Origin of the sequence: Aeromonas sp. INTO2 (genome assembly GCF_049860605.1) — a bacterium.
Taxonomy (GTDB): Bacteria; Pseudomonadota; Gammaproteobacteria; order Enterobacterales; family Aeromonadaceae; genus Aeromonas; species Aeromonas caviae.
This window is the reverse complement of sequence record NZ_CP187588.1, coordinates 3,230,576-3,250,072: the sequence shown is the minus strand read 5'-3', so window position 1 is coordinate 3,250,072 and position 19,497 is coordinate 3,230,576. Positions and strand designations below refer to the sequence as shown.

The 19,497-nt window shown below is 62.4% G+C and carries 19 protein-coding genes and 7 tRNA genes; 14 read left to right on the top strand and 12 right to left on the bottom strand.

All coding sequences use genetic code 11. The features are described 5' to 3' along the window. Positions 1–82: 82 nt before the first annotated feature. The 3 genes from glsB (at position 83) to ACPW74_RS15305 (ending at position 2,715) form a co-directional block, all read left to right on the top strand. On the top strand, positions 83–1,003 hold the full coding sequence (glsB, locus tag ACPW74_RS15315; protein WP_010675499.1) for a glutaminase B: 921 nt from the start codon (positions 83–85) through the stop codon (positions 1,001–1,003). A 38-nt stretch (positions 1,004–1,041) separates the two neighbouring features. Next, positions 1,042–2,325: a sulfurtransferase gene (locus tag ACPW74_RS15310; RefSeq protein ID WP_373870293.1), complete on the top strand. Its 1,284-nt coding sequence runs from the start codon at positions 1,042–1,044 to the stop codon at positions 2,323–2,325. 183 nt (positions 2,326–2,508) lie between these two features. Then, entirely contained in the window at positions 2,509–2,715 is a 207-nt protein-coding gene (locus ACPW74_RS15305) for a YgdI/YgdR family lipoprotein (protein ID WP_111896856.1), read from the top strand. A gap of 55 nt (positions 2,716–2,770) precedes the next feature. Here ACPW74_RS15305 and ACPW74_RS15300 read toward each other — a convergent pair whose 3' ends face one another. Both ACPW74_RS15300 and ACPW74_RS15295 read right to left on the bottom strand, forming a co-directional pair. Beyond that, entirely contained in the window at positions 2,771–6,331 is a 3,561-nt protein-coding gene (locus ACPW74_RS15300; RefSeq protein WP_362777370.1) for an ATP-binding cassette domain-containing protein, read from the bottom strand. A gap of 97 nt (positions 6,332–6,428) precedes the next feature. Beyond that, positions 6,429–7,706: an alpha/beta fold hydrolase gene (locus ACPW74_RS15295; protein WP_425858302.1), complete on the bottom strand. Its 1,278-nt coding sequence runs from the start codon at positions 7,704–7,706 to the stop codon at positions 6,429–6,431. A gap of 236 nt (positions 7,707–7,942) precedes the next feature. Here ACPW74_RS15295 and ACPW74_RS15290 point away from each other — a divergent pair, with 236 nt between their 5' ends. Continuing rightward, a complete protein-coding gene (locus ACPW74_RS15290; protein WP_268915805.1) occupies positions 7,943–8,077 on the top strand; it encodes a hypothetical protein in 135 nt (44 codons plus the stop codon). A gap of 155 nt (positions 8,078–8,232) precedes the next feature. Then, positions 8,233–8,454, top strand: a complete 222-nt coding sequence (locus ACPW74_RS15285) for a hypothetical protein (RefSeq protein ID WP_223924611.1) — start codon at positions 8,233–8,235, stop codon at positions 8,452–8,454. A gap of 64 nt (positions 8,455–8,518) precedes the next feature. On the opposite strand, the gene ACPW74_RS15280 is transcribed toward ACPW74_RS15285, so the two are convergent. Both ACPW74_RS15280 and ACPW74_RS15275 read right to left on the bottom strand, forming a co-directional pair. Beyond that, positions 8,519–8,594 (bottom strand) — tRNA-Asn (locus ACPW74_RS15280). Between the two features lie 5 nt (positions 8,595–8,599). Further along, a tRNA-Phe gene (locus ACPW74_RS15275) sits at positions 8,600–8,675 on the bottom strand. A gap of 381 nt (positions 8,676–9,056) precedes the next feature. Between ACPW74_RS15275 and rraB the strand changes: the two genes are divergently transcribed. Then, positions 9,057–9,392: a ribonuclease E inhibitor RraB gene (rraB, locus tag ACPW74_RS15270; protein WP_010675493.1), complete on the top strand. Its 336-nt coding sequence runs from the start codon at positions 9,057–9,059 to the stop codon at positions 9,390–9,392. 68 nt (positions 9,393–9,460) lie between these two features. Here the strand turns inward: rraB and ACPW74_RS15265 are convergent, their stop codons facing one another. Beyond that, complete coding sequence (locus ACPW74_RS15265; protein WP_053288764.1) at positions 9,461–11,434, bottom strand: sensor domain-containing protein; 1,974 nt, start codon at positions 11,432–11,434, stop codon at positions 9,461–9,463. A 166-nt stretch (positions 11,435–11,600) separates the two neighbouring features. Between ACPW74_RS15265 and ACPW74_RS15260 the strand changes: the two genes are divergently transcribed. Beyond that, positions 11,601–12,095: a hypothetical protein gene (locus ACPW74_RS15260; RefSeq protein WP_029314787.1), complete on the top strand. Its 495-nt coding sequence runs from the start codon at positions 11,601–11,603 to the stop codon at positions 12,093–12,095. A 148-nt stretch (positions 12,096–12,243) separates the two neighbouring features. Then, on the top strand, positions 12,244–13,446 hold the full coding sequence (locus ACPW74_RS15255; protein ID WP_084865641.1) for an ISL3-like element ISAeme19 family transposase: 1,203 nt from the start codon (positions 12,244–12,246) through the stop codon (positions 13,444–13,446). Between the two features lie 61 nt (positions 13,447–13,507). On the opposite strand, the gene ACPW74_RS15250 is transcribed toward ACPW74_RS15255, so the two are convergent. The 5 genes from ACPW74_RS15250 to rsgA are packed head-to-tail and all read right to left on the bottom strand — an operon-like array spanning position 13,508 to position 16,349. Continuing rightward, positions 13,508–13,909, bottom strand: a complete 402-nt coding sequence (locus ACPW74_RS15250) for a hypothetical protein (RefSeq protein ID WP_124812695.1) — start codon at positions 13,907–13,909, stop codon at positions 13,508–13,510. Positions 13,910–13,911: 2 nt separating this feature from the next. After that, complete coding sequence (locus tag ACPW74_RS15245; RefSeq protein ID WP_124812693.1) at positions 13,912–14,163, bottom strand: DUF2960 domain-containing protein; 252 nt, start codon at positions 14,161–14,163, stop codon at positions 13,912–13,914. A 4-nt stretch (positions 14,164–14,167) separates the two neighbouring features. Next, on the bottom strand, positions 14,168–14,416 hold the full coding sequence (locus ACPW74_RS15240; RefSeq protein ID WP_041212447.1) for a VF530 family DNA-binding protein: 249 nt from the start codon (positions 14,414–14,416) through the stop codon (positions 14,168–14,170). Next, on the bottom strand, positions 14,413–15,285 hold the full coding sequence (gene asd, locus ACPW74_RS15235) for an archaetidylserine decarboxylase (RefSeq protein ID WP_039040204.1): 873 nt from the start codon (positions 15,283–15,285) through the stop codon (positions 14,413–14,415). Before asd ends, ACPW74_RS15240 begins: the two co-directional genes overlap by 4 nt. A gap of 29 nt (positions 15,286–15,314) precedes the next feature. Beyond that, a complete protein-coding gene (gene rsgA / locus ACPW74_RS15230) occupies positions 15,315–16,349 on the bottom strand; it encodes a small ribosomal subunit biogenesis GTPase RsgA (protein WP_223924610.1) in 1,035 nt (344 codons plus the stop codon). Between the two features lie 91 nt (positions 16,350–16,440). Between rsgA and orn the strand changes: the two genes are divergently transcribed. From orn to ACPW74_RS15200, 6 genes are all read left to right on the top strand, one after another. Further along, complete coding sequence (gene orn / locus ACPW74_RS15225) at positions 16,441–16,986, top strand: oligoribonuclease (protein ID WP_042014296.1); 546 nt, start codon at positions 16,441–16,443, stop codon at positions 16,984–16,986. 177 nt (positions 16,987–17,163) lie between these two features. Further along, a tRNA-Gly gene (locus ACPW74_RS15220) sits at positions 17,164–17,239 on the top strand. A gap of 25 nt (positions 17,240–17,264) precedes the next feature. Beyond that, positions 17,265–17,340: transfer RNA gene (locus ACPW74_RS15215), tRNA-Gly, on the top strand. Positions 17,341–17,372: 32 nt separating this feature from the next. Beyond that, positions 17,373–17,448: transfer RNA gene (locus ACPW74_RS15210), tRNA-Gly, on the top strand. Between the two features lie 114 nt (positions 17,449–17,562). After that, positions 17,563–17,638, top strand: a tRNA-Gly gene (locus tag ACPW74_RS15205). 24 nt (positions 17,639–17,662) lie between these two features. Beyond that, positions 17,663–17,738, top strand: a tRNA-Gly gene (locus tag ACPW74_RS15200). Positions 17,739–18,292: 554 nt separating this feature from the next. On the opposite strand, the gene ACPW74_RS15195 is transcribed toward ACPW74_RS15200, so the two are convergent. Together ACPW74_RS15195 and ACPW74_RS15190 are read right to left on the bottom strand one after the other, a co-directional pair. After that, positions 18,293–18,502, bottom strand: coding sequence for a cold-shock protein (locus ACPW74_RS15195; protein ID WP_005297820.1), 210 nt, complete (start codon positions 18,500–18,502; stop codon positions 18,293–18,295). A 295-nt stretch (positions 18,503–18,797) separates the two neighbouring features. Continuing rightward, positions 18,798–19,457 (bottom strand): LysM-like peptidoglycan-binding domain-containing protein, encoded by a 660-nt coding sequence (locus ACPW74_RS15190; RefSeq protein ID WP_113977902.1) that lies wholly within the window; start codon positions 19,455–19,457, stop codon positions 18,798–18,800. Between the last annotated feature and the right edge of the window lie 40 nt (positions 19,458–19,497).

The window sequence follows — 19,497 nt, the reverse complement described above, 5'->3', positions numbered from 1 at the left end:
CCGGGCAGATAGAAAATCCCGCCGCCGGCGGGATTTTTGTCGGTGGGCTGGCCCCGCCTCGTTTCACGTCATGGAATAGCCAATGGTGTTGTCATCCGAATTACTGGCCGGCATCCTGGAAGAGGTGCGTCCGCTGCTCGGGCAGGGGAAGGTGGCCGATTACATTCCCGCCCTGGCCCAGGTGCCTGCCGACCGGCTGGGGATCGCGGTCTGTACCGTTGAAGGAGAATTGTTCACCGCAGGTGACGCTTTCGAGCCCTTCTCCATCCAGAGTATCTCCAAGGCCCTGAGCCTCACGCTGGCCTTGACCCTCTATCAGGAGGAGGAGATCTGGGCCCGGGTGGGCAAGGAGCCCTCCGGTCAGCCGTTCAACTCCCTCGTCCAGCTGGAGTTCGAGCAGGGCATTCCCCGCAACCCCTTCATCAACGCCGGTGCCCTGGTGGTGAGCGATCTACTGGAAACCCGGCTCACCGCTCCCCGCCAACGCACTCTGGAACTGGTGCGCCGCCTGTGCGGCAACCCGGCCATCATGGCGGATCAGGTGGTGGCGCGCTCCGAGTACCAGCACTCCGCCCGCAATGCCGCCATCGCCTATCTGATGAAGGCCTATGGCAACTTCGAGAACGAGGTGGACAAGGTATTGCAGAGCTACTTCAATGCCTGCGCCATCCGCATGAGCTGCGTCGATCTGGCACGAGCCTTCGTCTATTTGGCCAACCGGGGCGTCCCCCTTGGCGAGAGCACGCCCCTGCTGCCGGCCCGTACCACCAAGCAGGTCAATGCCCTGCTCGCCACCTGCGGCCTCTATGACGAGGCGGGCGACTTCGCCTACCGGGTCGGCATGCCGGGGAAATCCGGGGTGGGGGGCGGCATCATGGCGCTGATCCCGGGAGAGCTTTCCATCTGCGTCTGGTCACCCGAGCTCAACAAGGCGGGCAACTCCCTGGCCGGGACGGCGGCGCTGGAGCTGCTGGCCGAGCGCCTGGGCCGCTCCATTTTTTAACTCTCTTCACTATGCATCGAGACGACATCATGAAACGAATGACTGGACTGTGGCGAAGCTGCCTGACCGCCTTGCTGCTCTGGTGTGCCTGGCCCGCGCTGGCCGCCGAGCTGCCCCCGCTCTCCCTGGCGGATGCCAAGGGGAAGGAGGCGGTGATCCTGGATACCCGCCCGAGCTATTTCTATCAGGGCTGGCCCATGGACGGGGAGAAGCAGGGGGGCCATGTGGCCGGTGCCGAGCTGCTCTCCGCAGAGTGGAAATACAGTGACGAGGAGTGGCCTGTGGCGCTTGCGAGCAAGGGGCTGAAGGCCGACAAACCCGTCGCCCTCTATGGCACCCCTCGCGAGGTGGCCGAGGTGGCCCGTCTGCTGCGCCAGCAGGGCATCAAGCAGCTGTTCGAGCTGCAGGGATGGAAAGAGGCGCCCCGGGAGCATCTGGCACGCTGGCAGCAGCTGGTCCATCCGCTCTGGCTGGCGGACTTGCAGGCAGGCAAACCGGTCATCGCCGCCCCCAAGGGGGAGTGGAAGGTGTTCGAGGTGGACTGGGGATCCCCCAAGGCCTATCTGCTGAGCCACATTCCGGGAGCCGGCTACATCGACACCAACCGGCTGGAAGGGGAGCCGCTGTGGAACAAGGTCTCTGACGAGGCGCTCAAGGCGCTGCTGCTGGAGAACGGCATCCGTCATGACACCACCGTCATCCTCTATGGCCGCAACACCATGGCGGCGGCCCGTGCGGCCCATCTGATAATGTATGCGGGGGTCGAGGATGTGCGGCTGCTGGACGGCGGGCTGGAGGCCTGGTTCGTGCAGCATCTGCGCACCGAGACCGGGCTGGCCAACAAGTTCACCCCGGCCAAGGAGTTTGGCGTGGCCATCCCGGCCCATCCCGAGTACTACACCACCCTTGACCAGGCCAAGGCCCTGCTCAAGCAGCCGGACGGCGCCCTGGTCAGCGTGCGCACCTGGGACGAGTTCGTGGGCAATACCTCGGGCTACAGCTACATCAAGCCCAAGGGGGACATTCCCGGGGCCAGATGGGGTCATGGCGGGGTGGATGCCAACAGCATGAGCGACTTCCACAACCCGGACGGCACCATGAAGCCCGCCCGCGAGATCCTTGCCATGTGGGATGAGTGGAATATCGAGCCGACCCAGCAGGCCGCTTTCTACTGCGGCACCGGCTGGCGCGCCTCCGAGGCGTTCTTCTACGCCTGGTTGATGGACTGGAAGCGGATCAGCGTCTACGATGGCGGATGGTTCGAGTGGAGCATGGATCCGGCCAACCCCACCGTCATCGGCGAGCGCAAGCCGGGCAAGTAACTAATAATCCAGAGCAGGCCGGACAGATGTCCGGTCTTTCTTTTCTTGATAGATCATTTTCAATGGCTATAGCAGGTGGATTCTTTCTGTGAATCCTGTTGCTGCAATCAAGGTAAACGGGCCATCCGGTTGAGCTAGGCTTCACCTATCACCGCCAGGGTGAGCGTGAAGAAGGGGAGAGTGATGAAAGCTGTGATGATGCTGATTTGTCTGTTGGGATTGGCGGGGTGCAGCTCCCAATACATCATGAGCACCAAGGATGGCAAGATGATTGCCACCGACAGCAAACCCAGGTTGGACGAGAGCACTGGCATGTATCGCTATTACGATGAAGAGGGGCGGGAGGTGCATATCAACAAGGACGACATCACCCAGATCATGGAGCGTTGAGGCTCTCCTCAAGCAACAAGGGCTGCCCGGGGGCAGCCCTTGTTATTGTTGGCGCTCATGCCGTCTGGGGCACCTGACGGCTGACCTGGCCGGCAAACAGCTGGTGGAAGCGGGAGTGGGAGTTGGCCAGCAGGCTCACCGGCGAACCCTGCTCCACCACGGTGCCGGCCTCCATCACCACCACCTTGTCTACCGACAAGAGCGGCTCCAGGTGGTGGGCGATCACCAGATAGCTGGCCTCCGGCCGGTAGCGGTAGAGCAGCTCTGCCATCTTGCGCATGCCGCCGTGATCGAGGTCCGAGGTGGCCTCGTCCAGCACGATGAGCGGTCGGCGCGACAGCAGGATGCGGGCGATCACCAACAACTGGGTCTCGCCAGCGGAGAGTTGCAGCCTGTCGAGATCCTCGTCCAGCCGCCCGGCGCAGCGCTCGGCGAGGCCCACCCGGGCCAGCGCCTGCTCAAGCACGGCGTCCTCATGCTCGGCCAGGGGCGTCAGATTGGCCCGCAAGGTGCCAAAGAAGGTGAGCGGGATCTGGGAGACTGTGTCGTAGAGGTCGCGCACCGCCTCCGGTGCAAGTCGTGACAGTGGCTGATTGCCGTAGAAGATCTCTCCCTGGGAGGCGGGATACATGGCCTGCAATACCCCCAGCAGGGAGCTTTTGCCTGCCCCGGTACGCCCGCACACACCCACCTTTTCACCGGGGGCCAGCTCGAAGTTCACCTTGTGCAGCGCCCACTGGCTGGTCTGGGGGTAGCGCAGCCCCAGGTTGTCGAAGCGCACTGCGGGGTGAGGGGTGGCGAGGGCCTCTCCCTCTTGGCGTTCGCTCTCTATTTCGCTGTATTCGCGCACCCGCTCTACCGCGTTCATCACCTGTTCCACTTCGGCAAAGGTGCGGATGAGGGAGTTGAGCATGGCGGAAGCGGTAAAGGCATAGGTGATGGCAACCGCCCCCAGCAGCGGGCTGTTGCCAAAGGCCACCATTAGTGCCACGGCCCCCACCAGGGCGGCGGAGAGCAGGGTCTGGTGCATGCCGAGCCAGCGGTTGATGGAGGTGGTGGTGTACCAGCTGCGCAGGTTGTTGTCATAGTGGTGCAGCACCTGGTCCAGCGCGAAACGCTCGGCCCCGGCCAGGCGCAGGGCGGGGGCGCCGCGGATGGTTTCGCTGATGCTGATGTAGAGCGGGGAGCGCAGCACCGAGGACTGGCGCCGCAGCTTGAGTTGCACCGCCCGGTAGCGGCGCTGTAATACATAGAGCGCCCATCCCACCAGGGGGGCGATGAGCAGCAGCAGGGGAATATTGATGCCGATCACCACCACCTGCAAGGCCACGGACACCAGCATGCCGAACAGTCCCACCAGCATGGAGAGCAGCATCTCTTGCGCCTCCCCCAGATCCCGGTCGAAGCGGTTGAGGATGCGCCCCTGGGGCACCTTGTCGAAGAAGGCCATGGGGGCGCGGCTGATGCGCCCCAGCATGCCGTCAAACAGGGTCCAGGCCAGCTTGAGGCCGAGTTTGTAGTTGATGACTCGCACCGCCATGATGCAGGCGAGGGAGCCCGCCCCCAGCAGCACATAGATGCCGAGCAGGGTCGTGACGTCGCTCACCTCGGCCTTGCCGCCGAGCCAGAGATCCGAGGCGATGCGCAGCCCCTCCTGGCCCAGGGTGAGCAGCAGGACGAGCAGGATGGCACCGGGGGCGGCGAGGCGCTGCCACATGAAGCCAAACAGCCCCCAGTCCACCTTGCCCTCCACCACTTTCTCCTCGCTGAACTGCTCCGCCTCCTGAGGGGGCACCGGCGGGGCGGGCTGGGGATGCTGGACAAGATCCGCCAACTGGTGGGCATCGAGCTCCACCAGGCGCCCCTGCTCGATGCGGATCACCCGATCGCACCTGGCCAGCACATCCGGATCGTGGCTCACCAGGAGCCGGGTCGGCCCCGGCTTGAAGACGAGCCCCTGCTCCAGTACCTGGGCCGCGACCATGGGGTCGAGCGCAGACAAGGGGTTGTCCAGCAGCAGGATATCGGCCCGGGCGTAGAGGGCGCGAGCTAGGGCGACCCGCTGCTGCTGGCCGCCGGAGAGGCGGGTGCCGAGCTCGCCCACCAGGGTTTGATCCCCGTGGCTGAGCAGCGCGAGATCGGCCGTGAGGGCGCAGGCGCCGAGCACCCAACGATAGCGCTCGGCGTGCCAGGGCTGGCCGAACAAGATGTTGTTGCGGATGGTGTCGTTCATCAGCCAGGGTTTATGGCCCAGATGGGCAACCCGGCCGTGGCGACGGATGCTGCCGGCAAACTCGCTGTCAAAGCCGGCAACCAGATGCAGCAGGCAGCTCTTGCCCGCCCCGGTGGCCCCGGTGATCCCCACGAGCTCCCCCGGTGCGATGGCGAGGTTGGCTCCCTCGAGCACCGGTTTTTGCTGGTGCAGGGCACTGACGCCTTCCAGGTGGAGGGCCCCCGCCGGCAGGGCGGGATCATCGAGTTCCCGATGCTGCTCCGGGCTGTTCAGGAACTCGCACAGCCGGCTGAAGCCGGTGTTGAAGTTGATCAGGGTGCGGATGAGGTAGGGCAGTCGCATCATGGGGATGCGCAGCACGGTAAACAGGGCGATGGTGGTGAACACCTGGGGCAGGGTGAGGGTGTTGCCCGACGCCAGGTAGGTGGTGAAGGTGGCCAGGGTCACCAGCAGGGGAGTGCTCAGCATCAGCCCTTCATTGATGGCATCGAGCCTGAGCACCCGGCCCAGCACCCCCAGCTCCTGCTGGCGCTTGGTGTTGGCCGCCCGGGTGAAGAAGGGGCCAAGCCCGTTCTGGCGCACCAGCCGCAGCTTCTTGATGTATTCCGCCAGGATGCCGTTGCGCTCGTCCTGTTGACGCTTGAGCTGCTGCTCCTGCTGGTTCATGCGCCGCACCACCCGGGTGGAGATGAGCAGCAGCAGGGCCAGCACCGCGAAGCCCACCAGACCGGCACTGCCCACCTGCCACACCAGCAGGGCGATGGTGCCGATGAGTTGCAGCGCCATGGTGATCGGCATGGCGGGGTCCGCAAGAATCCAAGTAATGTCCCACACGTCCCGGTTGATGAGGTTCTGAACCCGGCCGCCGGCCTTGTCGTCGAAGCTCTTGCCACCCTGCTTCATCACCTTGGCGAGCAGGGATTCGGCCAGCAGACGGCGGATGGGCACGTGCATCTTGAGGGCCAGTTGCAGGGAGTGCTCTGCCAGCATGCCGGCGGCGAGCACGGAGGCGAACAGGGCCAGGGCCAGCAGCAGCTTGTGGCCGGTGGTGGCATCGGTGCCGAGCTGGGTCATGCTGTGGTTGAGCAGCCAGGGGCTGGTCAGGGTGGCGAGCATGCCGAGCAGTTGCAGCAGGGTGAGCAGGCCAATCCGTCCCTTGTAATGGCGCCAGATAAAGGCGGTCAGGGGCCAGGGGCGCACCGGCTGGCGGGCAGTGAGCGCGAGGAAGGCGTCGGCGCGGCCGTCGCGCCTGTCTTCCGGCAGCAGGGGATAGAGATCGTCGAGACTGACCTGGGGCTGGGTCAGCCCCTTGCGCAGCAGCGGGCCGGTCCAGCTATAGAAGAGGCGACTCAGCCAGCCGGCCGAGATTTCCGGATGATCCAATGGGTGTCCTTGTTGTTTTGTGTTGCTTCCATGGGCGGGGCGGCTCATGGGCCGCCCTCGAACTTGTTGTCTTGCTGCGGGCGTGCGCCCGGCGGGATCAGCGATCCCGGTTCATGCGGATGAGACGGTCCAGGATCCGCTCGCCATCGACCCGCAGGCCGTTGTGTTCGTACTCGTTGGTGATCCAGGCGCGGCTGTTGCCAAGCCCCTTCAGGGTGTCGCGGCTGAAGTCAAACTCCACGAACATGTCCTCGGCATAGACGGCGCAGGCCACCGGCACAGTGTTGCGGGCCAGCTGCGCCGGATCGTAGAGGGGGCCCCAGTCCGCTTTCTGGGCCAGCAGGTGGGCGGCCTCCTTCAGGGGAATGAGCTCGCGGAACTGCTCGAACATCCAGGGGAAGATCATCTCGCCGGTGAAGGCGAAATCTTTGCCTGGCGCCCAGGCCAGGGCAGGAAACTCCCTTCTCACCCGCTCGGCCGCCCAGTTGCTGGCACTCCCTTCGCAATAGATGAGCTCGTGCAGGATGGCGAACACCGGGTTGGTGTTGAACGGCTGCATGGCCTGCACCTGGTAGAGGAAGGCGGGGTTGAGGCGTTCGCCGATGAAGGCGTCTTCCAGCAGGTAGTAAAGTGCCTCGAAGGCGCCGCTGGCCCCCAGATCCAGCCCCTGCTGCTGCAACTGCTCCACCGTCAGACGTTGGCCGTTGGGCAGGCGCACATCGTAGTGGTGCAGGTGGTTGGCCAGCCGGTTGGCCAGGGCCTGGGCATGGGGGAAGCGGGTGAAGAAGGCGCGGTTCTTGTCCGCTACCCGCTGGTAGGTGGCGCGGTAGACCTCATCCGCACTGCGCCCGATGGGGGCCACGCCGCCGGTGAGGTAGACTTCGTGCAGGCTCCTTGGGAACAACGAGAGGTAGGTGAGGCTGCAAAAGCCACCGAAACTCTGGCCGAGCAGGCTCCAGGGGCGCCCCGGGCTCAGCACCCCGCGAATGCATTCGGCGTCGCGCACTATGCTGTCGGCGCGAAAATGGCCGAGGTAGTCCGCCTGCTCACTTGGGGTCATCCCCGCCAGGGCGTCAGCACTGATGGGGGTGGAGTGGCCGGTGCCGCGCTGATCGAGCAGCAGCACCCGAAACTCCTGCAGGGCCCGCTTGATCCAGCCGCCATCGGCGGTCGGGCGAGGTGCGCCAAACCCCGGGCCCCCCTGCAGATAGAGCAGCCAGGGCAGGTCATCATCCAGCTTGTCCTTGCGGCAGAGGGTGCGGCCAAACAGGGTGAGGGTCGCCTCCTCGTCGGGATGCTGGTGGTCGAGGGGCACGGTAAAAAAGTGTGGCTCGCAATGGATGCCATCCAGCACATAGTGCAAGGGGCTGCTCATCTGGGGTCTCCCTGAGGGTAGGAAAATCGTCGGCCTCATCATAGCCCTGGCGCAGGGGCGGGTCACGCCGGTTTTCCAGATTGTTAACAGAGATGGAGCCTGAGGTCGGTGCCGTACAAGGTGTGGTTTCGCCGCGGTTGACGGCGGGCTGCAACTGGACAAAGATGAGCCGCCTGCCGGGACGGGCAGGGATAGGTCAGCACCCCGGGTGCAGGAAACTGGATGGAGTTGGCTCGATGAAGCCGAGATGGATACGTGTTCGCAAGAGACGCACACAGAGGGATCCGGAGGGGGTGCTGCAGGCGGGTTTGCTGGTGTTCAGCGCCACCTGTGGTGCCACTCTGTTGCTGGCGGCCTGCAACGGCAGTTAGCTGAGTGAAACAGACCCGCTTGTCATGAGCGGGTTTTTTCATGCCGGAGCAGAAGGTCGGGACCTGCCTGTAGCCCTTTGCTGAGGCGGGTTTGCGGTATGCAGAGTACGGCTGCTATGGTCAATTTACGACCGGATCCACAGAGGGAGGCGATCATGAACAGTCGTGAAAAAGTCTTGGCTCATTTGGCCACAGATCACCGGGTTGCAGGATTGACCGCCGGCGAGGCACTGGCTGGCATGAGCCACTCGATGAGTTCGCTCCTGCTGCAACAGGATCAGCACTTCTTCCGCCGCCATGCGGACGACCCCTGCCACGAAGTCGCCCGGGCCTGCTCGTCCGGACACGTATGGCATGGGGACGAAAACCACTACTAGCCCCGGCATGTGAGTAAATGACAGATGCAAAAAGGCCCGCTCATCTGAGCGGGCCTTTCGAATTTGGCTCCTCCTACTGGACTTGAACCAGTGACATACGGATTAACAGTCCGCCGTTCTACCGACTGAACTAAGGAGGAATAGTTGGTGCCCAGAGACGGAATCGAACCGCCGACACGGGGATTTTCAATCCCCTGCTCTACCGACTGAGCTATCTGGGCAACGGCGCGCATTAAACCCTTTCTGGACTGGGGTGTCAACCACAGGCCGCAGATTGATGTACCGTTCGCTCGATATCCGAGCAATCTTCCCGTGATTGGACCGGTTTCCCCGTTTTAACCATGAAAAGAGGGGCGCCTGCGGGGCAGGGTGGGCCGACGGCCAGCAGAACATCATGAAGGGGGGCGAGCTGCCTGACGTGCCGAGGGCTGCCCGCTGGCGCCAAGCCGGGAGAGGCGCCAGTTATCTTGGCCCATCGATTGAGCCTGCCGCGCTCTGCGGGTATGCTTTGCCGCACTCATCCCCTGGCCATGGTCCGGGCCGACGCGGCTGGCAGGGGTGACATCCATCCAACACCGCCTGGGGTTTATATGAATACCAATATGCAAGAGTGGCGCGAAGAGACCGCCGCCATCGTCAACGAGCTGCTGGCAGATGGCAGCAACCCGGATCTGGATTACGAGATTGAGCACCACTTTGCCTGCCAGAAGTTCGATCTGCTGGAGAAGGCGGCGGTCGATCTGTTCAAGGCCGGTTTCGAAGTGACCGACGCCGAGGAGATGGAGCTGGACGACGGCGCCACCATCTTCTGTTTCGACGCCATGGTGGAGTGCAAGCTGGACATCGACACCATCGTCGCCGACATCGAGAAGATGCTGCCCATCCTCGAGAAATACGGGGTGGACTACGACGGCTGGGGCACCTACTTCCAGGAGTAAGTGCGCCAGATCATGCACGCTTTGCAAAAACAACAAGGCCACCCTCGGGTGGCCTTGTTGTTGCTGGCTTACTGCTCCGGCAGCTGGTAGCTGCGGGCAAACTCGGCCGGTGGGAGGGGGCGGCTGAACAGATAGCCTTGTAGCCGATCGCAACCGACCTGCACCAGCCAGGCCTGCTGCTCCGGCGTCTCCACCCCTTCGGCGGTGATCTTGATGCCAAGCTCATGGCCCAACCCGATGACGGAACGCACGATGGCGGTGGTGGCCTGGTTGGTGGCCAGCCCCTGGGTGAAGCTTTTGTCGAGCTTGAGGGTCGCCACCTGCAGCCTGGGAAGATAGGCGAGGGAGCAGTAGCCGGTGCCGAAGTCGTCGATGGCGAGCTGGAAGCCCGCCTCGATGAGGCTGGCCAGGTTGCTCTCTATCTCGTCGGCATTCTCCATCAGCACCCCTTCGGTGATCTCCAGCTCCAGTTGCCAGGGGGCGAGCCCGTGGCGCGCGATGCAGTCGAAGATCTGCGGGCAGAGCTCGGGATCGCGGAACTGCAGGGGCGAGAGGTTGATGGAGAGCACCAGGTCCGGGGCCGCCACCTGCCAGCGGGCAAGCTGGGCACAGCCGAGCTCCAGCATCAGCTGGCCGAGCTGGCCGATGAGCCCCAGCTCCTCCGCCAGCGGAATGAACTCGTCGGGGGAGATCATGCCGAATTCGGGATGGGGCCAGCGGCAGAGCAGCTCTGCCCCGTGCAGCCGGTTGCTGTGGGTGCAGATGATGGGCTGGTAGACGGCGGTCAGCTCGGCGGACTTGATGGCGAGTGGCAACTGGGCGGCGATGAGCTGGCGGCGTTTGAGCTTGGCATCGAGTGCGGGGTCGAACAGGGTACAGTGCTGCTGCTGGCGCTTGCCCTGGGCCAGGGCGGCCTCGGCGTGGCTCAGCAGACGCTCGGCATCCTTGGCCTTGCCATGGGCGATGCCGAGGAACACCGGGATCTGAATCCTGTGTTCTTCCACCTGATAGGGCGTCATCAGCTCCTGCTGCAGGTTGCGGCTCCACGCATCCAGAGAGAGGGGGAGCTCGGGCAGCAGCAGGGCGAAGTCATCCGCCGCGACCCGGCAGAGCAGGGACTGGGGCGGCGCCAGTCGCTGCAGGCGACGGGCCACCTGGCTCAGCAGGCGGTCGGCGACCCGGATGCCGAAGCGATCGTTGATCTCGCGAAAATGTTGCAGATCCACCAGCAGCAGGCTGGCCTTGCGGGCGCCCAGATGACGGCTGGTCTGGAGGAAGTGGGAGAGCTTGAGCAGGCCGGTCAGGCTGTCGTAGTGCTGCTCCTGCTGCAACTGGGCCTGGGTGGTGCGCAGCCCGGTGATGTCGCGGCTCAGGGTGAGGATGCCGAGGGAGTTGCCCTCGTCATCCGGCACCTCGACCCGGGTGACCTCCAGATGGCGGCCTCTGCCCTGGGCATCCACCACGCAATACTCCCCCTGACCCAGGGTTTGTTCGACGGGCAACCGGGGCGGGACGCGCCGACCCAGAGCCTCGCTTGCCACCAGCCCCATGAAGTCGAGAAAGGCCTGGTTGCAGTCGATGAGCACGCCCTGGTGATCCTCGAGACGGATGAGGTCGGGAATGGCATCCAGCAGGCGGCGTTGCAGCAACTGCTGCTGGCGGAAGGTTTGCTCCAGCTCCTTGCGCTGATCGATGGCGCTGACCATGGCAAACAGGGCGATGGGATCGCCGTGCTCGTCATACAGAGGAACCTTGTTGATCTCCATCCAGCTGGCGCCTTCGCCGCTGTGGCAATGGAGCTGCTGGTGCAGCAGGGGTTTGCCGTCGGCCAGCAGGCGGTCATCTTCCTCCCGGAATACATCCCCCCAGGGCATCTCGGCATCGCTCTTGCCAATGAGTTCGCTCGGGTCTTGCAGGCCGGCTTCCCTGGCGAATGCCTTGTTGGCAAACAGGTACCGTCCGTGCTTGTCCCGGCAGAAGATATTCATGGGTAACTGGTCGATGATCTGCTGCAGCAGCGCCAGGGAGAGCGAAGAAGTCACGAGAGCACTCACGGGGGAGACTTCGAGCAAATCTATGATAACAGGTGGGTTTTGTAAAGCCTGGGTTAAGAGTACGCCATTTGTGCGGATCCCTGCTGACAGTCTGTGTCGCGATCGCCATAATAGCCGCCGGTCGGCCTATGGCCTTATGGATGAGAGAAGCAGCATGAAGAAGATAATGGGGGGCGCCCTGGCCCTGTTGATGGTGGGTTGTGCGAGCGACAACAACGGCGGCGAGCAGTATCGCTATACCCCGCCGGTTGCCAAGGCAACCAACAACACCCAGGAGATGGCGATCCCGGTGGATCTGGTGTGGGCCCGTGCCGAGAAGTGGTTCGGCGATCACGGCCTGAACATCGAGAACAGCCAGCGTGGTGCCGGTCTGATGACCGCCAACGTGGAAAACTCGGCCGATGGTCTGGAGTGGCTGGATTGTGGCACCATGGGGTCCAAGGTGGCGCTGGGCAACCCCAACCTGCAGATCAACCTGATCATCACCCAGAGCGGCAACAACAGCGTGGCGACCGTGAACGTCAAGGGCAATACCCAGCTCTACTTCGTCGAGTCCTCCGGCGAGCGGGTACTGGCTCCCTCCATCACCCCGGTGTGCGTCTCCCGCGGCAGCCTGGAACAGAGCCTGTTCTCCACCCTCGGCAACTGATCCTGCCGGGTATCATGAAAAACCCCGTTGCGTGCAACGGGGTTTTTTTAGGTTCTTCGCGGGATCTTGGGGAAGTGGAAGTTGACAGACAGGGTGCTGGTAAACTGGCTGTCTCCAAACACACCACCACCATCACCCTGCTGTCGCCGTGCATCATATTGATATTGCCTCCTTCTGGCCAGGTTATACCGTCATCGCCCAAGCGCTTTCTGCCAACCATCACACCCTGTTTACCCTTGAGCCTCGCGCCGACCTGTTGCCCCGTTGTCGCCGATGCCTGCAACCCACGCCATTGATCCACGACCAACGTATCCGCCGGGTGCGTGAGCGAGACCTATTTGACCGACAAGTCTGGTTACAACTGCCTGTTCGCCGCGTCGACTGTCTGCGCTGTGGTCGCGTCAGTGAACATATCGACTGGCTCCCCTCTGGCTCCCGCCTCACCCGGCGCATGCAGTGCTGGATTGAAGCGCTCGTTCAGTACCTCCCCATCCGCCATGTCAGCCAGCTCACCGGGGTCGGTTGGCACACCATCAAGGAGATCGACAAGCGCCGTTTGCAGACCAGTGTGGGCACCATCGAACTTGGGGAGGTGCGGCGGCTGGTGATGGATGAGTTTGCCCTGCACAAGGGACACCGCTATGCCACCGTGATCATGGATGCCGAGCGAACCCGCGTCCTGTGGGTGGGGCACGGCAACAGCCGGGCCGCTATCCGTCCCTTCTTCGAGCAGCTCGGCGAGCGATGCCAGCAGATTGAGGCGGTGGCGATGGACATGAACACGGCGTTCGACCTGGAGGTGAAGCAACACTGCCCGCAGGCGGAGGTGGTCTACGACCTGTTCCACGTGGTGGCTCGCTATGGCCGAGAGGTGGTGGACCGGGTGCGAGTGGAGCAGGCGAATGCACTGAAAAGCGATAAACCGGCGCGAAAAGTGGTCAAAAGTGCGCGTTGGTTGCTGCTACGTAATCGGGCGAAGCTGAGTGAAAAACAGGATGTGAAGTTGCAGGAGCTGTTGGCGGCGAATCAACCGCTGGCGATGGTGTACGTGCTGAAAGAGGCGTTGAAGGGCATCTGGTATGCGCCGAGCGTGTGGGAAGGATGGCGACGATGGCGGAGCTGGATGCGGCAGGTGAAGGAAAGCGGGCTAGCGCCGCTGCAACGATTTGGTCGAAATTTATCGAAATATATGCGGGGGATCCTGGCGAGTGCAAACTACCCGATGCACACGAGTGTGCTGGAAGGGGTGAACAACAAGATCAAAGTGATAAAGCGTATGGCATATGGATTTAGGGACTCAGAATACTTTTTTCTGAAAATCAAGGCGGCCTTCCCCGGAAAGCCGCGATGAACCTTTTTTTATGCCTGCTCAGCGCCGATCAGGGCGTGGGGGGAGGGATGACGCCAGAGGATCAGGGGGTCAGATCGCCGTGATAGAGCACATGGTCGCCGGCTTTGAGCACATAGCCCTTCCAGGGGAAGAGCTGATAGCCACCGCCCTGCCAGGACCAGTTGCCCTCTTCGCCCAGGCGGATCAGCCGGATCGGCTCGCCCTCTGGCAGGGTCAGCTCGGCCTGACTCTGATCGGCATTGAACAGCACGAAGGCGCTGACGGTCTGACCGGCATCGGTCGGGTTGAGGCGAATGCCCTGCTCGAACAGCCGCACGCACTTGCCTGCCAGCGCCGACCATTGATAACCCGCGCTGCCGATGCAGCCATGTTCGTCGCGATCCGCGCCGACCAGGGGCTCCCTCGGTGTCGTGTTGCAGGCGGCCAGCAGCAGGGAGGCGGCCATCAGGGTCAGGGTGCGCATGCTTACTCCTTGTCGTCCCGTTCGATGACGATGTTGGAGAAGCCCAGCTCCTTGAAGTAGTTCTCCCGGTAATCCTTCACGCTCTTCTTGTCGCGGCGGCACACCTGGGCCAGCTGCTCTTCCATGGCGTGGAAGCGGGTCAGATCGATCCCCTCGGCGGCGGCAACGGCATCATAGATGCTGTTGAACTTGTCGTTGGCGTAGCCAATCTCCCTGGCCTGCTTCTTGTAGGTGTAGGTAATCTTGAACGCCATGGCGTCACTCCTTCTCTTTGGCCTGCTTGCGCTGGACGTACAGATAGAGGCTTTCGACCTTCTCTCTGGCCCAGGGGGTCTTGCGCAAGAACTTCAGGCTGGACTTGATGCTGGGATTATCGGTGAAGCAGCGGATATTGATCTGCTGCCCCAGCGCTTCCCAGCCATAGTGCGCGACCAGGGCGGTGACGATGGCCTCCAGGGTCAGCCCGTGCAGCGGGTTGTTCTTCTGGGAAGCGGGTTGATCGCTCATGCTTGCGCCGCCAGGGTGGCAAAGGGCTGACCCATGCGGGTGGTGACCCCGTTGGCCAGGTGCGGCTCGAAACCGGCCAGCATGCCCGGGCCAAACAGGCAGACGACTGTGCTGCCCAGCTTGAACAGGCCCATCTCGGCCCCCTTTTGCAGGGTGATGGCTTCATCGCCGGTGTAGTCCCAGCGCACCACCTTCTTCTCTTTGGTCGGCGCTATGTTGCCGGCCCAGATGGTCTCGATGCTGGCGACTATGGTGGCGCCGACCAGCACCAGCGCCATGGGGCCGTGGGGGGTGCGGAAGGTGGCCACCACCCGCTCGTTGCGGGCGAACAGGTTCGGCACGTTCTCGGCGGTGAGCGGGTTGACGGAGAAGAGATCGCCGGGTACGAACACCATGCTCTCCAGCACGCCATCCAGCGGCATGTGGATGCGGTGGTAATCCTTGGGTGCCAGATAGATGGTGGCAAAGTCGCCATCCTTGAACGGGGCCACCAGATCCTCATAGCCCCCCAGCAGCTCGCGGGCGCTGTAGTCGTGGCCCTTGGCCTGAATGATGCGACCTTGGCTGATCGGCCCGAGCTGGCTGACGGTGCCATCCACCGGCAGGGCCAGGGTCATGGCGTCTTCCACCACGGGGCGGATGCCGGGCTTGAGCTCGCGGGTGAAGAAGGCGTTGAAGCTCTTGTAGTGGGCAGGGCTCTCGTGCAGCGCCTCGCTCATGTCGACCTGGTACTGCTTGATAAAGGCCTCGATCACCCTGGTGGTGAGGTTGCCCGCTTCGGCGGCGGCAAGTTTGCCCACCAGGCGGGAGAGGGCGTGTTTGGGCAGGCAGTATTGACCGGCAATTTTCAGGTTGTCAGTGATGCTCATGATCTTCATCTGGGAATGAGTTGAACGGGTCACAGCCGCGCCTGTTGGCGACCGTGGCGGGCTTCCTGCATGGTTTCCAGGATGCGGTGATAGTTGCGGAAGCGATCGGCGCTGATGGCGCCCGCTTCGACCGCGGCGCGCAGGGCGCAGCCGGGATCATCCTTGTGGGTGCAGTCGCGGAACTTGCAGCCACCCAGGTAGTCGCGAAACTCGACGAAGCACCAGGTGATGCGGTCGGCTTCCAGGTGCCAGAGGGCGAACTCGCGGATCCCGGGGGAGTCGATGAGATCGCCGCCGCTCGGGAAGTGGTAGAGCCGCGCCGTGGTGGTGGTGTGCTGGCCGAGCCCCGAGTTCTCGGAGATCTCGCCGGTGAGCACGTCCAGCCCCGGCATCAGGGCGTTGGTGAGGGACGACTTGCCCACCCCGGACTGGCCGACGAAGATGCTGATCTTGTCGGTGAGCGCCGCCTTGAGGGCGTCGATGCCCTCACCGCTCTCGCAGCTCACCAGCAGCACCTCGTAACCGAGCTTGCGGTAGGTCTCGAGCTGGTGCTCGATACGGGCGCGGGCCGCGTCATCGAGCATGTCGACCTTGTTCAGCACGATGAGGGGCGCTATCTCCACATCTTCTGCCGCCACCAGGTAGCGGTCGACGATGTTGGTGGAGAACTCGGGCATCACCGCCGAGACGATGATGATCTGGTCGATGTTGGCGGCGATGGGTTTGACCCCGTCGTAGAAGTCCGGCCGGGTCAGCACCGAGTGGCGCGGGTGCACCGCCTCGATGACGCCGGCAGTCGCGGCATTGAGACCGGGGCGCCACACCACCTTGTCGCCGCACACCAGGCTGCTGATGCTGCTGCGCCGCAGGTTGCTGCGGTGGATGGCACCATCGCTCGCCTCGACATCCGCGTGCTGGCCGAAACGGCTGATCACCACCCCTTCGATGGCGGGGCCGAACAGGGTGTCATCTACCACAGTGGTGTGCTCTTTTTGCAGCCGCCGCTCGCGGTTGGCCTGGACGCGCCTTTGTTGACCCAGATTGAGTTTTGCTTTCTTTGCCACGGGGTTTGCCAGTTTATGAACAGATTCAAAGCCAGTATGATACATGCAAATTGGCAAAATTCCGCCATTCCTCCCAATAGAGAGAGCAATCATGACAGTCAGCGCGCAGAACCTGGTATGGATCGACATGGAGATGACGGGTCTGGACCCCGAAGAGAACGTGGTACTGGAGATCGCCACCATCGTCACCGACAAGGACCTGAACGTGCTGGCCGAAGGGCCGGTCATCGCCATCCACCAGAGCGAGGAAGAGCTGGGCAAGATGGATGACTGGAACGTCAACACCCACACCAAGAGCGGGCTGGTGGCCCGGGTCAAGGCGAGTGAATACGACGAGGCCAAGGCCGTTGCCGAGACCCTCGCCTTCATTCGCCAGTGGGTGCCGGAGCGCACCAGCCCCCTGTGCGGCAACAGCATCGGCCAGGATCGCCGCTTCATGGTCAAGCACATGAGCGATCTGGAAGCCTTCTTCCATTACCGCAACGTGGACGTCAGCACCATCAAGGAGCTGGTCCGTCGCTGGCAGCCTGAACTGCTGGATCAATTCAAGAAGAGCGGCTCTCACCAGGCGCTGGACGACATCCGCGAATCCATCGCCGAACTGCAGTTCTACCGCGCCCACGTCTTCAAAATCTGAGTGGCTGGCAAGGGTTTGCCGTCGTTCGGTTGCTAAAATCAGCAGTTCGGCCAGCTTTTGAGCGAACGGCTGCAACCAGACAAAAAAGCCCTTGCAATTGGAATGTCTGCTCTTATAATTCGGCTCCCGTACAGTAGCGCAAGCAACCAAATGCTGTACGGTCTGTTTTCAGGTTTTGCGGGAATAGCTCAGTTGGTAGAGCACGACCTTGCCAAGGTCGGGGTCGCGAGTTCGAGTCTCGTTTCCCGCTCCAAAATGTTTGCTGATGACGTTCCGATGCGGGAATAGCTCAGTTGGTAGAGCACGACCTTGCCAAGGTCGGGGTCGCGAGTTCGAGTCTCGTTTCCCGCTCCAATCATCAGCACAGCCTCAAGACAATCCATGTTGCGGGAATAGCTCAGTTGGTAGAGCACGACCTTGCCAAGGTCGGGGTCGCGAGTTCGAGTCTCGTTTCCCGCTCCAATATGCAGTGCCGGAGTCACTGCGTTGGTAGAGCATGTTGAGTGCTTGCCAAGGTTGTGGTAGAGAGCGCGAGTCTCGTTGCTGGCTCCAAAAATATGTAAGTGATATTCCGATGCGGGAATAGCTCAGTTGGTAGAGCACGACCTTGCCAAGGTCGGGGTCGCGAGTTCGAGTCTCGTTTCCCGCTCCAATCACTTGCAGATGACATTCTGTTGCGGGAATAGCTCAGTTGGTAGAGCACGACCTTGCCAAGGTCGGGGTCGCGAGTTCGAGTCTCGTTTCCCGCTCCAATCTCTCTTCGAACCCTTCGAATTCAATCTCTCCCCCAAGTACACGAATCCAGTTTCTCAGTACCATCACTGCCGCGTCCTGTTGGTAGAGCATGATCCGCGCTTGCCAAGGCTGGGGTCGCGAGTTCGAGTCTCGTTTCCCGCTCCAATTTCTCTTCGACGTCCTCATAATCCCTTTGAATTCCCCATCACATCGCGCCGCGATGATTTGTCGTATCCGGCGTTTGCCTGCTTTCTCTCTTCCCCGCACATCCCAAGTCATAAGACCAAGATGTATTGCTTGCTAATAGCCTCCCGGAGATCGGGCACAACCCTTTGCGGTCGGCTAACAGGCTTGGCAGGGCCTGAATGACAGACAGTGGCTCGGTATAAGTTAAAACCGGGGCATTTAACCAAAACTCATCATTTTGATTTATAGCGGCTGGTGGCGGCCATAAACGGCTTGCAGGTGGGGATGGCAAGCCCGGCAAGAGCTCTGCCGATCGGGGAGGGGAAATCGCGGGCAAAAAAATAGGAGGGGCGATGGCTCCTCCTACGGGTTCACTGGCGCTGGCTCAGATAACGGTGACGTTCTCGGCCTGAGGGCCTTTTTTGCCCTGGGTCACAGTGAACTGGACTTTTTGACCTTCAGCCAGGGTCTTGAAACCTGCGCTCTGGATGGAGGAGAAGTGAACGAAAACGTCCGGTCCCTGGGATTGCTCGATGAAGCCAAAACCCTTGGTTTCGTTGAACCATTTTACTTGGCCGGTGCGAATGTCAGACATGTGGTAAGTCCTATCTATAACAAAATGAAACTAAGCCTGGTTGGGCAGCATTTGCCTGGAAGTCAGGGGTTGAAGCATGACTGACCACGTCTCTTTGTCCCAGTAGCATGTAGCACAATCCCTGTCTAAAGCCTGACCGATTGTACTGGAGCCCGATCCCTTGTCAATTTGGCACTTTTCATTTTTTGAGCGAGCTAAAAGTATTGTGAAGTCAGCAGCTTGTTTCATGCTTCACATCAAAAAAAACGGGAGGCCATGGCCTCCCGTCTGCATAAGGGGGGGTGGTCGAGCCCCCTTATTCCTTGAGGGCGAACCCTTCCCCCTGGCGGTCGTAGCGGTAGCTGACCTGACCCAGAGAGCGGACCTCGACCCGCTGGATGCGGCGGCTGGTGTCCACCAGGATGAACACCGACTTGCCCGACTGCAGCCGGGTCAGCGGCCTGTCCGGCCCTTCGATGGCGATGAGCCGGCTGAGCTCGGCCCCCGGCAGCTCGAACTTGCGGAAGATGGAGTAGAGGGTTTCACCGGCCTGCACGTCGTGCTGCAACCAGGTGCCATCCACTTTTTCCTCGACGGGCTTGGCGGCCTGGAGCTCACCGGCGTTGCCGACGGTCAGGGCCTGGGCCGGCACGGCCAGGGGGACCGCCAGGGAGCCTGACGGCGCCGTGGTCGGGGCGGCGGGGGCGGGCTCCCAGGCCAGCACCAGCAGCCAGAGCGGGATCAGCACCAGCAACCCTATGGTGTGTTTGCGGGGCAGGGGGCTTGCCAGCTTGAACGAGGCCGCCTTCGGCTCCTTGTTGCGCTGACCCAGGCCACTCATACCCTGGCCGAGACGCTGGCGCAGGGGCAGGGTAGCCGCGTTGATACGTTGGAGCAGGGTTCCTTGTGATTCGTCTTGGCGACGCTGCTGGGCTCGTCTGTTATGGCCACGTGGGCGACGGTCCGGGGTGGGCACGGCATTTACCTCTCACTACATTGCCTGCCATCAGGCAAAT

Coding starts and splice junctions, on each gene's coding strand:
- asd (WP_039040204.1), bottom strand. CDS start 15,285: ATGAGCATCACTGACAACCTGAAAATTGCCGGTCAATACTGCCTGCCC.
- ACPW74_RS15285 (WP_223924611.1), top strand. CDS start 8,233: ATGAACAGTCGTGAAAAAGTCTTGGCTCATTTGGCCACAGATCACCGG.
- ACPW74_RS15260 (WP_029314787.1), top strand. CDS start 11,601: ATGAAGAAGATAATGGGGGGCGCCCTGGCCCTGTTGATGGTGGGTTGT.
- ACPW74_RS15240 (WP_041212447.1), bottom strand. CDS start 14,416: ATGAGCGATCAACCCGCTTCCCAGAAGAACAACCCGCTGCACGGGCTG.
- ACPW74_RS15250 (WP_124812695.1), bottom strand. CDS start 13,909: ATGCGCACCCTGACCCTGATGGCCGCCTCCCTGCTGCTGGCCGCCTGC.
- ACPW74_RS15295 (WP_425858302.1), bottom strand. CDS start 7,706: ATGAGCAGCCCCTTGCACTATGTGCTGGATGGCATCCATTGCGAGCCA.
- glsB (WP_010675499.1), top strand. CDS start 83: ATGGTGTTGTCATCCGAATTACTGGCCGGCATCCTGGAAGAGGTGCGT.
- rraB (WP_010675493.1), top strand. CDS start 9,057: ATGCAAGAGTGGCGCGAAGAGACCGCCGCCATCGTCAACGAGCTGCTG.
- ACPW74_RS15305 (WP_111896856.1), top strand. CDS start 2,509: ATGAAAGCTGTGATGATGCTGATTTGTCTGTTGGGATTGGCGGGGTGC.
- ACPW74_RS15245 (WP_124812693.1), bottom strand. CDS start 14,163: ATGGCGTTCAAGATTACCTACACCTACAAGAAGCAGGCCAGGGAGATT.
- ACPW74_RS15310 (WP_373870293.1), top strand. CDS start 1,042: ATGACTGGACTGTGGCGAAGCTGCCTGACCGCCTTGCTGCTCTGGTGT.
- ACPW74_RS15195 (WP_005297820.1), bottom strand. CDS start 18,502: ATGTCTGACATTCGCACCGGCCAAGTAAAATGGTTCAACGAAACCAAG.
- ACPW74_RS15290 (WP_268915805.1), top strand. CDS start 7,943: ATGAAGCCGAGATGGATACGTGTTCGCAAGAGACGCACACAGAGGGAT.
- orn (WP_042014296.1), top strand. CDS start 16,441: ATGACAGTCAGCGCGCAGAACCTGGTATGGATCGACATGGAGATGACG.